General features: G+C 71.2%; 9 protein-coding genes and 1 riboswitch. Of the genes, 5 read left to right on the top strand and 4 right to left on the bottom strand.

What is annotated here, in order from left to right:
• Window positions 1–40: 40 nt before the first annotated feature.
• Window positions 41–267: riboswitch (cobalamin riboswitch) on the top strand.
• 140 nt (window positions 268–407) lie between these two features.
• The 3 genes from metE (at window position 408) to ACIRRY_RS00245 (ending at window position 4,280) form a co-directional block, all read left to right on the top strand.
• Window positions 408–2,720 carry a 5-methyltetrahydropteroyltriglutamate--homocysteine S-methyltransferase gene (metE, locus tag ACIRRY_RS00255; protein WP_403965889.1) on the top strand — a complete coding sequence of 771 codons (2,313 nt, stop codon included), beginning with the start codon at window positions 408–410 and terminating at the stop codon, window positions 2,718–2,720.
• Between the two features lie 103 nt (window positions 2,721–2,823).
• Complete coding sequence (locus ACIRRY_RS00250) at window positions 2,824–3,402, top strand: histidine phosphatase family protein (RefSeq protein WP_403965886.1); 579 nt, start codon at window positions 2,824–2,826, stop codon at window positions 3,400–3,402.
• A gap of 143 nt (window positions 3,403–3,545) precedes the next feature.
• Window positions 3,546–4,280, top strand: a complete 735-nt coding sequence (locus ACIRRY_RS00245) for a polysaccharide deacetylase family protein (protein WP_403968258.1) — start codon at window positions 3,546–3,548, stop codon at window positions 4,278–4,280.
• A gap of 22 nt (window positions 4,281–4,302) precedes the next feature.
• Here ACIRRY_RS00245 and ACIRRY_RS00240 read toward each other — a convergent pair whose 3' ends face one another.
• The gene (locus tag ACIRRY_RS00240) at window positions 4,303–5,316 is read right to left on the bottom strand and encodes a DUF2278 family protein (RefSeq protein ID WP_403965883.1); all 1,014 of its coding nucleotides are present in this window, start codon (window positions 5,314–5,316) and stop codon (window positions 4,303–4,305) included.
• A 113-nt stretch (window positions 5,317–5,429) separates the two neighbouring features.
• Between ACIRRY_RS00240 and ACIRRY_RS00235 the strand changes: the two genes are divergently transcribed.
• Entirely contained in the window at window positions 5,430–5,870 is a 441-nt protein-coding gene (locus tag ACIRRY_RS00235; protein WP_403965880.1) for an SRPBCC family protein, read from the top strand.
• Between the two features lie 81 nt (window positions 5,871–5,951).
• Here ACIRRY_RS00235 and ACIRRY_RS00230 read toward each other — a convergent pair whose 3' ends face one another.
• Window positions 5,952–6,593 carry a LysE family translocator gene (locus ACIRRY_RS00230; protein WP_403965877.1) on the bottom strand — a complete coding sequence of 214 codons (642 nt, stop codon included), beginning with the start codon at window positions 6,591–6,593 and terminating at the stop codon, window positions 5,952–5,954.
• Window positions 6,594–6,740: 147 nt separating this feature from the next.
• On the opposite strand from ACIRRY_RS00230, the gene ACIRRY_RS00225 reads away from it, so the two are divergent.
• On the top strand, window positions 6,741–8,888 hold the full coding sequence (locus ACIRRY_RS00225; RefSeq protein WP_403965875.1) for a serine/threonine-protein kinase: 2,148 nt from the start codon (window positions 6,741–6,743) through the stop codon (window positions 8,886–8,888).
• A gap of 10 nt (window positions 8,889–8,898) precedes the next feature.
• Here the strand turns inward: ACIRRY_RS00225 and ACIRRY_RS00220 are convergent, their stop codons facing one another.
• Together ACIRRY_RS00220 and ACIRRY_RS00215 are read right to left on the bottom strand one after the other, a co-directional pair.
• The gene (locus ACIRRY_RS00220; protein WP_403965872.1) at window positions 8,899–10,050 is read right to left on the bottom strand and encodes an XdhC family protein; all 1,152 of its coding nucleotides are present in this window, start codon (window positions 10,048–10,050) and stop codon (window positions 8,899–8,901) included.
• Between the two features lie 48 nt (window positions 10,051–10,098).
• Window positions 10,099–11,559, bottom strand: coding sequence for an NCS2 family permease (locus ACIRRY_RS00215; RefSeq protein ID WP_403965869.1), 1,461 nt, complete (start codon window positions 11,557–11,559; stop codon window positions 10,099–10,101).
• Between the last annotated feature and the right edge of the window lie 81 nt (window positions 11,560–11,640).

Raw genomic sequence — 11,640 nt, 5'->3', positions numbered from 1 at the left:
GGGCCGCAGCAAAAGATCGACGCACAAGACCCCCACCCCTTAGGCTGGCCGCGCAGCTGGTTCGCCCCGTCAGCCAGACGGACGCGTCGCAAGAGGGAACCCGGTGAAACTCCGGGACTGCCCCGCAGCGGTAAGCAGGAACGACCGCCGTCATACGCACTGGGCCCACAACAGGACCTGGGAAGCGACGGCCAGTAGGTGTCCTCCGGTGAGAAAAGGAGGACGTGCCCGCAAGTCCGAAGACCTGCCAACTGCCCGCACGCGAAGCATTCACGCGCGGAATCCCGGTGACCTCGTGGGCGGGTCGGCGTACATACCGGCGGGCACAACAACCCCCGGTCTGACGTTCCTTCGCGCCCCCGTCCCGTACCGGGATCTCAGGGAGACATCTCGCGAAGGAGAGTTCCGTGACAGCGACAGCGAAGCCCGCACGGTCCACCGTGTACGGCTACCCCCGCCAGGGCAGGGGCCGTGAACTGAAGAAGGCGATCGAGGGCTACTGGAAGGGCCGCGTCGACGCCGACACCCACCGGGCCACCGCCACCGAACTGCGCCGCGCGAACTGGCGGCACCTGACCGACGCCGGCGTCCACGAGGTACCGACCGGCGACTTCTCGTACTACGACCACGTCCTGGACACCAGCGTCATGGTCGGCGCGATCCCCGCACGCCACCGCGCCGCCGTCGAACTCGACGCGCTGGACGGGTACTTCGCGATGGCGCGCGGCACGCAGGACGTGGCGCCGCTGGAGATGACGAAGTGGTTCGACACGAACTACCACTATCTGGTGCCGGAGTTGGCCCCGGACACCGTCTTCACCACCGACTCCACCAAGCAGGTCGCGGAATTCAGGGAAGCCCTCGCCCTCGGCCTGAACCCACGCCCGGTGCTGGTCGGCCCGGTGACCTACCTCCTGCTCGCCAAGCCCGCCCCGGGCGCCCCCGCGGACTTCGACCCGCTGACCCTGCTGGACCGGCTGCTGCCGGTGTACGCCGAGGTCCTCGCCGATCTGCGGGCGGCGGGCGCGGAGTGGGCGCAGCTCGACGAGCCCGCCCTGGTCCAGGACCGCACCCCGGCCGAACTGAACGCCGCCGCCCGCGCCTACCGCGACCTGGGAGGCGCCACCGATCGCCCGAAGCTCCTGGTCGCCTCCTACTTCGACCAACTCGGCGACGCACTGACGGTGTTGGCGAAGGCCCCGGTGGAGGGGCTCGCGCTCGACTTCACCGAGTCCGCCGCCGCCAACCTGGACGCCCTGGCCGCGGTGGGCGGGCTGCCCGGCAAGCGGCTGGTCGCGGGTGTCGTCAACGGCCGTAACGTCTGGGTCAACGACCTCACCAAGTCCCTGGCCACGCTGGGGACGTTGCTCGGGCTGGCCGACCAGGTCGACGTGGCCGCCTCCTGCTCGCTGCTGCACGTCCCGCTCGACGCCGCCGCCGAGCGGGACATCGAGCCGCAGATCCTGCGCTGGCTGGCGTTCGCGCGGCAGAAGACGGGCGAGATCGTCACGCTCGCCAAGGGGCTGGCCCAGGGCACCGACACGATCGCCGCCGAACTCGCCGCGAACCGCGCCGACTTGGCGTCCCGCGCGGGTTCGTCGCTGACCCGCGACCCCGCCGTACGGGCCCGGGCGGCCGCCGTCACGGACGCCGATGCCCGCCGTGCTCAGCCGTACGCCGAGCGGACCGTGGCGCAGCGCGCGCATCTCGGGCTGCCGTCGCTGCCGACGACGACCATCGGCTCGTTCCCGCAGACCGCCGAACTGCGCACCGCACGGGCCGACTTGAGGGCGCGGCGGATCGACACGGCCGGGTACGAGGAGCGGATCAGGGCCGAGATCCAGGAGGTGATCACGTTCCAGGAGAAGACCGGCCTGGACGTCCTGGTGCACGGTGAGCCCGAACGCAACGACATGGTCCAGTACTTCGCCGAGCAGCTGACGGGCTACCTCGCCACCCAGCACGGCTGGGTCCAGTCGTACGGCACGCGGTACGTCCGGCCGCCGATCCTGGCCGGCGACATCTCGCGGCCGGAACCGATGACGGTGCGCTGGACGACGTACGCCCAGTCGCTCACCTCACGCCCGGTCAAGGGCATGCTGACCGGGCCGGTCACCATGCTCGCCTGGTCCTTCGTCCGGGACGACCAGCCGCTCGGGGACACCGCCCGGCAGGTCGCCCTGGCTCTGCGCGACGAGGTCAACGACCTTGAGGCGGCCGGGACTTCGGTCGTCCAGGTCGACGAGCCCGCGCTGCGGGAGACCCTGCCGCTGCGGGCGGCGGACCGGGCGGCGTATCTCGCCTGGGCGACGGAGTCGTTCCGGCTGACCACCGCCGGGGTACGGCCGGACACGCAGATCCACACGCACATGTGCTACGCCGAGTTCGGTGACATCGTCCAGGCCATCGACGATCTCGACGCGGACGTCATCAGCCTGGAGGCGGCCCGCTCGCACATGCAGGTTGCCCGTGAGCTGGCCGGGCACGGCTATCCGCGTGAGGCGGGACCGGGTGTCTACGACATCCACTCACCGCGTGTGCCGAGCGCGGACGAGGCGGCGGCCTTGCTGCGCAAGGGACTTGAGGCCATTCCGCCGGAGCGGCTGTGGGTCAACCCGGACTGCGGTCTGAAGACCCGCGGCTGGCCCGAGACCCGCGCGTCCCTGGAGAACCTGGTCGCGGCGGCCCGTACGGTCCGTACGGAGCTGGCCGGTTCCTGATCCGAGGGCGGGGGCGGCCGGGGGGACACCCCTCCCGGCCGCCCCCGCCCAAAGGCACGGGCGAGACGATGTTCCGAACAGCCCCGAGAACTGGAGCGACCACGTGACCAGCCGTATCACCTTGATCTCGCCGGCGATGAACCGCTCCCTGCGGGAGACCCGGTTCGACGACGACGGCCCGTTGGACCTGAGCGGAACGGCCCGTGCCGAGTCCGTCGCGGGGTCGCTCCGCTCGGCCGCCCGGGTGCTGGTCTCGCCCAGCACGCGGTGCCGTGAGACGGCGTCGGCGCTGGGCCTGGCGGCCGTAACGGAGCCGGAGTTGGCGGGTCTGGACATGGGGCGCTGGCGGGGGCTGACCCTCGACGAGGTGATGGCACGGGAGCCTGACGCGACGATGTCCTGGCTGACGGACCCGGACGCGACACCCCACGGCGGGGAGTCGGTACGGGTGCTCTGCGAGCGGGCGGGGCGGTGGCTGGAGACGGTGGCGGAGTTCGAGGGCAGGACCCTCGCCGTGGTCGAGCAGGAGATCGTAAGGGCCCTCGCGGTCACGATCCTCGGCGCACCCGGGCCCGCCTTCTGGCGGCTCGACGTACCCCCACTGACCGCGACCGACCTCAGCGGACGGGCCGGGCGATGGAACCTCCGGCTCGGGCGGGAACTGGGGACCGCCGCCCCCTGACGGGGCACAGGCACCGCTCCCCGGGCACCCCCGCCCCGCTATACACGCCGTACATACACGCTGTGTATAGTCCGGACATGCCAACTCTGAGCGCTCTGCAGAAGAAGAGGGAAAGAACCCGGGCCGGGTTGCGTGCCGTCGGCATGTTCGTGGCGGCGGCTTCAGTGGCCCTGTCGTTGGGCGGCTGCACCAAGCTGGACACCACCGCGCCGGCCACCGCCCGCGCCGAGGCCCCGTCGGCCACCGCGCAGGCCCGTTTCGGGACGGTCGACTGCCGTGAGGCGAAGTGCATCGCGCTGACCTTCGACGCCGGGCCGAGCGAGAACTCGGCGCGGCTGCTCGACATCCTGAAGGAGAAGCAGGTCCCGGCGACCTTCTTCCTGCTCGGCAAGCGGCACATCGAGAAGTACCCGGAGCTCGTCGCACGCATGGCCGCCGAGGGGCACGAGGTGGCCAGCCACACCTGGGACCACAAGATCCTGACCCGGATAACCCCGGCGCGGATACGCGACGAACTCCAGCGCACGGACGACGCGATAGCGCGGATCACCGGCAAGCGGCCCACGCTGATGCGCCCGCCGCAGGGCCGCACCGACGACACCGTGCACAAGATCTGCCGGGAGCTGGGCCTCTCGGAGGTGCTGTGGAGCGTGACCGCCAAGGACTACGCGACCACCGACTCCGTCCTCATCACCAAGCGCGTTCTCGCCCAGGCCACCCGGGACGGCATCATCCTGCTGCACGACCTGTACCAGGGCACCGTGCCCGCCGTCCCGGGGATCATCGACGCGCTGAAGGAGCGCGGGTACGTGTTCGTGACCGTGCCGCAGCTCCTCGCACCCGGGAAGGCGGAGCCGGGCAAGGTGTACCGGCCCTGACCACGTGGCGCGCCGGGCGGGGTCAGAACACCACGGTCCAGCCCTCCCGCGCGGCCTGTTCGGTGGTGTACGAGACGCCGTGGACCTTGAGGCCGTTCGCGTCGAGGAGGGTGATCTCACCGCCCTTGTTGCCCAGTTGGACGCCGTCCGTGAGCGGGACGAGGAGCGGGGCGCCTGCGGCGAGGAGGCCGACGGCCGGTACCGCGCAGGAGCCGCCCAGCCGGTCCCGGACGCGCCAGCCGGTCAGGTCGACGGGATCGGGCGAGGCGTTGAGGAGCGTGACGCTCTCCGCCTCGGGCGCCGGGCCGCGCGGGTTGACCAGGGCCGCGACGACCCGGACGGGCTGTCCGCCGGGCTCGTCGCGCGAACCGTCGGTGCCATCCAGGGTGTGGCCGGTGGTGTCGTCGGTGTGCCAGGACTGGCTCTGGAAGGCGAGGAAGACGGCCACCCACCGCGACTGCGCCGGGAAGTGGATCAGCAGGCCACCGTCCTGCCAGATCCCGTCGTCGCCGCTGAAGCGGCGACTGTTGCCCTGGTTCATGTGGATGTCGTGGACGCCGTTGCCCGGCAGGAAGCCGAACACCTTGTCCTTGACGGTCGGTTCGGGCCCGAAGCGCTCGCCGAAGACGTACAGCCGGGCCTCCGGGTCGTCCACCGCGCGGCGTACGTAGTGGTCGAGGAGGTCGGCCAGGTCGTTGTCGGGACCGCTCGCGTCCGGAGGCAGCGTGCGCAGGTTCGCCGGGTCGAAGAGGTTGCCGCGCACGAAGTCGAGGTTCGGGCCGCCGGGTCCGGGCGGCAGGGTGTTCCAGCCGCTCGAGAGGCCCTCCAGGCGCGCGGTGACCGGGTGTTGGAAGTCCTCGCCGACGAGGTAGAGCAGCTCGGAGGGCTGCTCGGCGGACAGGACGTTGACCGCGGCACGGTAGTGCGTGCCCGAGTCGTCCGTGAGATGGATCTGGTAGTGCGGTGTACCGGCGGCGCCCTCGCGCCGGGTGTCCACCGCGCGTGTGATCAATACGCCATAGGCCTTCAGTGGCATGACGACCGACTCCCCCTGTGGTGTACGTCTGCATACCTGTGAACCGCTGGGCCAAGGGTGTGAGCCCTCGACGAAAGTACCGCCGATCAAGAAGCGTTCTCTACGATTCCTACATGGTCGACTTCCGTCTCGAACGCACGGCCCCGCTTCCCCTTGAGGAGGCGTGGCGCCGGCTGACGGAGTGGCCGCGCCACGGCGATGTGGTGCCGCTGACCCGGGTCAGCGTGCTGACTCCTCCGCCGACCGGCGAGGGCACGGTGTTCGTGGCCCGCTCCGGGCTCGGCCCGCTCGGTTTCGACGACCGGATGGAGGTCACCGTGTGGCGACCCCCGACGGACGACGAGCCCGGTCTGGTCCGGCTGGAGAAGCGGGGGCGGGTCGTCACCGGCTGGGCGGAGATCGAGGTGCGGCCGGGGCCGGGGGGCCGTAGCCGGGTGGTCTGGCAGGAGGAGCTGGCGGTCAGTTTCCTGCCGCGCCTCTTCGACCGGCCGCTTGAGTGGGCGGCGCGGTCGATGTTCGGGCGAGCGGTGAACGGGCTGCTGAGACAGCCGTAGCGGAGACGGTCGTGGCGCAGCCGGCCGTAGCGGAGACGGTCGTAGCGCAGTCAGCCGGTAGCCGGGACGGTCGTGGCGGAGTCAGTCCTTGCGGCCGGTCACCGCGACCGTCACGCCGAGGCCGATCATCGTGAGGCCGCCGACGCCGCCCACCGCGGAGAGGCGGCGGGGTGAGCGGGCGAACCAGTCGCGGGCGGTGGCGGCGACCAGCCCCCACAGGCTGTCCGAAGCCACGGCGATGAGGTTGAAGACCAGGCCGAGCAGCAGCATCTGGGTGGTGACGTGGCCGTGTTCGCGGTCCACGAACTGGGGCAGTACGGCGGCGAAGAACACGATCGTCTTGGGGTTGGCCACGCCGACCGCGAACCCCTCCCACAGGGTGCGCAGGCCGCTGTGCGGAGCGGTCTCCTCCCCCGCGAACGCGCCCCGCAGCGAGCCGCGTTGACGCCACGCCCTCACTCCGAGGTACACGAGGTAGGCGGCGCCGGCGAGCTTCAGTGTCGTGAAGACGAGCACCGAGCGTTCCACCAGCGAGCCGACGCCGAGTGCGACGGCGACGACGAGGAGGTAGGCGCCGAGCGTGTTGCCGACCACGGTGGTCAGCGCGGCGCGGCGGCCGTGGGCCAGCGCCCGGCCGATCACGAACAGCACGCTGGGGCCGGGCACCACGATCAGCAGGAAGGACAGGGCCGCGAAGGCGAGCAGTCGGTCGGTGGACACCATGGGCCCATGGAAGGCGGGACCACCCCCGGCTCGCAACCCATTTCCCGCTCCCTCGACGGCAGTGTCCGCTGACAGGTGCGCACGCTTTAGTGTGATGGGGCTGAACGGCCTTTGTGGGCACGGGAATCAGGGAAGGGTGACCGGCCGATGTCGCTTCACCGTGGTGACGCGGAGTCCGTGGGCGGCTATGTGCTGGGCGACCGGCTCGGCAGCGGTGGGATGGGCGTCGTGTATCTCGGGCGGTCGGCCTCGGGGCGGCAGGTCGCGGTCAAGGTCGTGCACGCGCAGTACGCGCAGGACGAGGAGTTCCGGGCCCGGTTCCGGCAGGAGATCGCCGCCGTCCGGCGGGTGAGCGGCGCCTTCACCGCGCCCGTCGTGGACGCCGACGCCGAAGCCGAGGTCCCGTGGATGGCGACGCTCTATGTGCCGGGTCCCACGCTCGCCGAAGTCGTCGAGAAGGACGGCCCGTTGGACGGCCGGACCCTGCGCACCCTGGCACTCGGGCTCGTCGAGGCGCTGCGGGACATCCACCAGGCCGGTGTCGTGCACCGGGACTTGAAGCCGAGCAACGTACTGCTCGCCGAGGACGGACCCCGGGTCATCGACTTCGGCATCTCGCGCGCCGCCGACAACCAGACCCTCACCATGACCGGGCGGCTGATCGGCACCCCGCCCTTCATGTCCCCGGAGCAGTTCGCGGCGCCCCGGGACGTCACCGCCGCCTCCGACATCTTCTCGCTGGGCTCCCTGCTGGTGTACGCGGCCACCGGCAACCGGCCCTTCGACGGCGCCAGCCCGTACCTGACGGGTTATCAAGTCATGCACGAGCAGCCGCGGTTGGACGGTGTGCCGGAGCCACTGCGGAGCATCGCCGCACGCTGCCTCGACAAGGAGGCGCCGGCCCGTCCCCAACTCACCGAACTCCACGGAATGTTGCTGGCCCTGCCCGAGTCCACGACGGTGGTGGACCTCCCGGGAGCGGCACGCCCCGGCACCCCCTCGACCGTCCAGGGCGGCGGACGGCGTCCGCGCCGGGTACGGCGACTCGTCGTCCCGCTCGCCGTCGCCCTCGCCGTCACCGCGCTCGGTCTCGCGACCCTGCACCGGGTGTCGGAGAGCGGCACGGGCTCGGGCACGCCCGCCGCGGCGACGCGCTCCGCGTCCTCGGCCGCCGTGGCGCTGCCCGCCGGCTGGCAGCCGTGGCGGGCGGGTCTGCTCACGGCCAAGAAGGGCGACCCGCTGGACGAGTTGGAGTCCGGCTGTGTGGCGGGCGGCACCACCGTCTACTGCGCCGGTACCGGCTTCACGGTCACCGCGCTCGACGCCGCCTCCGGCCGGGTCGTCTGGCGCTCGGGCACCAGTCCGGAGACCTCGCGCCCCATCGGCGTCCAGGACGGCCGCGTCTTCACCTACGTCAAGCCGGACTCGACCCAGACCTTCATCACCCGGCGCCTGGTCGCCCTGGACGCGAAGACCGGCGCCCGGCTGTGGGCGCACCCGGTCTCCGAGGACCGGAACGCCGTCCTGTTCGACGGTGGCGTCCTGGCGATGGACGAGGACGCGACGAAGTTCGTCGCCTACGACACGGCGGGCCACGAACTGTGGACCGCGCCGGCGAAGTCGTCGGCCGGGGACGCCTGTACCCCGGCCGTGCTGGACGGCGCCCCCTACGGCCTGTGCACGCCGGCGGACGATCCCAGCACGGGCGGTGTCGGCCTGCTGCATCTGAACCCGGCGGACGGCACGTCCAAGGAGATCGCCCAACTGCCCACGGGTGCCGATGCGTTGGGCGTGATCGGCGAACGGCTGGTGTTCGCGGTGCCGAAGCTCGCGGAGGGCTCCTTCGGCAGCGGCGAGGACCAGCCGTACACCACGCTGGAAGAGGTGGACCCCGTCGACGGAGGCGTACGGGTCCCGCTGCCGAGCGCGGTGCGCGGCACGCCCACCCTCGTGAAGGGCGTGATCCATTTCGTCCGCCCGAACGGCACGGTCACCGCCGTAAGGGCGACCGACGGCAAGCAGCTGTGGCAGCGGGAGACCGACATCGAGAACCTGTCGGCCCCGGTGCTCTCGGCGAAGTTCAACACCCTTTATTTCTCGAACCAGTTCGGCCGACTGCTTGCTCTGGACGTGAGCACCGGCGCGGTCCACTGGCGCACTTCGGCGCTCCGGAACCCCGGTGACTCCACGAGCGACACCGTCCCGTACATCCTGCTCGTCAAGGACGCCCTCGTGGCGGTGGCGGGCGACACGGCCTTCTCCGTACGACCGGACCGGCCCGTCCTGCCGCGCTGAGAGCGGGAGTTCAGGCCACCGAGCCGATCCGCCCGACGCTCGCCGAACTCCCGTCGTGATGGATCGGGGTGTGCGCGCCGGTGAGGGAGATGCCGCTGCCGCCACGCCTGTTGGCGACGATCTCGGAGGCGATCGACAGGGCCGTCTCCTCCGGTGTCCGGGCGCCGAGGTCGAGGCCGATCGGGGACCTCAGGCGGGCCAACTCCAGTTCCGTGACGCCGACTTCACGCAGTCGTTCGTTGCGGTCGAGGTGGGTGCGTCGGGAGCCCATCGCGCCGACGTACGCCACCGGGAGGCGCAGCGCGAGCCGCAGCAGCGGCACGTCGAACTTGGCGTCGTGGGTGAGGACGCACAGCACGGTGCGGGCGTCGGTGTCCGTGCGGTCGAGGTACGTGTGGGGCCACTCGACGACGATCTCGTCGGCGTCGGGGAAGCGGGCCCGGGTGGCGAAGACGGGGCGGGCGTCGCACACCGTCACCCGGTAGCCGAGGAACTTGCCGATGCGGACCAGTGCGGAGGCGAAGTCGATCGCGCCGAAGACGATCATCCGGGGCGGCGGCACCGAGGACTCGACCAGGACGGTGAGCGGGGCTCCGCAGCGGGAGCCCTGCTCGCCGATCTCGACGGTGCCGGTGCGGCCCGCGTCCAGGTGGGCAGCGGCCTCGGCGGCGACCGTGCGGTCCAGTTCGGGATGGGCGCCGAAGCCGCCGTCGTAGGAGCCGTCGGGGTGGACGACAAGTGCGCGGCCCCGCAGGTGAGTCGGGCCCGAGACGATCCGGGCCAGTGCCGCCGCCCCACCGCTCGTCGCGGTCGAGAGGGCGGCGGTGATCACCGGGCGTGCGGGGTCCTCGGACCGTACCGGTGTGACGAGGATGTCGATGACCCCACCGCAGGTCAGACCCACGGCGAAGGCGTCCTCGTCGCTGTAGCCGAAGCGCTCCAGGACGGTTTCGCCGTCCTGGAGGGCCTGTTGGCACAGGTCGTAGACCGCGCCTTCCACACAGCCCCCGGAGACCGAGCCCATGGCCGTGCCGTCGGTGTCCACCGCGAGGGCGGCGCCCGGCTGGCGGGGTGCGCTGCCGCCGACGGCCACCACGGTGGCGACGGCGAAGTCGCGGCCCTGCCCGACCCACCGGTGCAGCTCTTCGGCGATGTCCAGCATCTCTCGGTCTCCTGACGGGGTTGTGGGGAAGGGGAGTTGGGGGCGGGGCTAGTGCACGCCCAGCCAGCTCTCGACGGGGTTGAGGGCGAAGTAGACCAGGAAGATGACGGTCAGGCCCCACATGAACGGGCCGATCTCCCGCGCCTTGCCCTGGGCCGTCTTGATGGCGACGTACGAGATGACTCCCGCGGAGACGCCCGCGGTGATGCTGTACGTGAACGGCATCACGACGACGGTCAGGAAGACCGGGATCGCGGTGGCACGGTCGGCCCAGTCCACGTGCCGGGCGTTCATCAGCATCATCGAGCCGATGACGACCAGGGCGGCCGACGCGACCTCCTGCGGGACGAGCGCGGTGAGCGGGGTGAAGAAGAGACAGGCCGCGAAGAAGAGGCCGGTGACGACCGAGGCGAGGCCGGTGCGCGCGCCCTCGCCGACGCCCGTCGCCGACTCGATGAAGACGGTCTGGCCCGAGCCGCCCGCGACACCGCCGATCGCGCCGCCGGCGCCGTCGATGAACAGCGCCTTCGACAGACCGGGCATCCGGCCCTTGGAATCGGCGAGTCGGGCTTCCGTGCCGACGCCGATGATGGTGGCCATCGCGTCGAAGAAGCCGGCCAGCACGAGCGTGAACACGATCATGCCGACCGTCATCGCGCCGACCTTGCCCCAACCCCCGAACTCCACATGCCCGAAGAGCGAGAAGTCCGGCATCGAGACCGCGCTGCCGTGCAGTTCGGGGGCGGCGCCGCTCGCCCACTGCTTGGGGGCGATGACCCCGGCGGCGTTCAGGACCGCGGCGACGACCGTGCCGGTGATGATGCCGATGAGGATCGCGCCGGGCATGTTGCGGGCCTGGAGCATGAAGATCAGCAGCAGGGTGCCGGCGAACAACAGGACGGGCCAGCCCGTGAGTTCACCCGCCGGGCCGAGGGTGAGCGGGGTCGCCCTGCCCTGGTGCACGAAGCCCGATTTGTAGAAGCCGATGAGGGCGATGAACAGCCCGATGCCCATCGTGATGCCGTGTTTGAGCGCGAGCGGAATCGCGTTCATGATCATCTCGCGCAGGCCGGTGACGACGAGCAGCATGATGACCACGCCGTACATCACGCACATGCCCATCGCCTGCGGCCAGGTCAGCTGCGGGGCGACCTGCGAGGAGAGCACCCCGGAGACGGAGAGACCGGCCGCGAGGGCGAGCGGCACCTTGCCGACGAAGCCCATCAGGAGCGTGGTGAAGGCCGCCGCGAACGCGGTCGCGGTGATCAGGCCCTTCTGTCCGAGCGTGTCGCCCGCGACGTCCTTGCCGGACAGGATCAGGGGGTTGAGCAGCAGGATGTACGCCATCGCCATGAAGGTGGTGACTCCGCCGCGCACCTCGCGCGCGACGGTCGATCCCCGGTGCGTGATGTGGAAATAACGGTCGAGCCAGGACCGGCCGGCCGGGACGCGGGTTCCTTCGCCCGCGTCGTCGGCGGCGGTCCTGGGTTCCACTGACTGCTGGGTCATGGGGCCATCTCCCAAGGTTCACAGGGGCACTCGCGAACCGCTCTCGGCGGTGCGCGGGATTTGGGATGGACGACCCGGGGG

Source organism: Streptomyces sp. NPDC101776 (genome assembly GCF_044766845.1).
Taxonomy (GTDB): Bacteria; Actinomycetota; Actinomycetes; order Streptomycetales; family Streptomycetaceae; genus Streptomyces.
Note: the sequence above shows the minus strand (reverse complement) of the source record. Positions and strands in the feature narration are given on the sequence as shown.

Coding starts and splice junctions, on each gene's coding strand:
- ACIRRY_RS00245 (WP_403968258.1), top strand. CDS start 3,546: ATGTTCGTGGCGGCGGCTTCAGTGGCCCTGTCGTTGGGCGGCTGCACC.
- ACIRRY_RS00240 (WP_403965883.1), bottom strand. CDS start 5,316: ATGCCACTGAAGGCCTATGGCGTATTGATCACACGCGCGGTGGACACC.
- ACIRRY_RS00235 (WP_403965880.1), top strand. CDS start 5,430: ATGGTCGACTTCCGTCTCGAACGCACGGCCCCGCTTCCCCTTGAGGAG.
- ACIRRY_RS00230 (WP_403965877.1), bottom strand. CDS start 6,593: ATGGTGTCCACCGACCGACTGCTCGCCTTCGCGGCCCTGTCCTTCCTG.
- ACIRRY_RS00225 (WP_403965875.1), top strand. CDS start 6,741: ATGTCGCTTCACCGTGGTGACGCGGAGTCCGTGGGCGGCTATGTGCTG.
- ACIRRY_RS00220 (WP_403965872.1), bottom strand. CDS start 10,050: ATGCTGGACATCGCCGAAGAGCTGCACCGGTGGGTCGGGCAGGGCCGC.
- ACIRRY_RS00215 (WP_403965869.1), bottom strand. CDS start 11,559: ATGACCCAGCAGTCAGTGGAACCCAGGACCGCCGCCGACGACGCGGGC.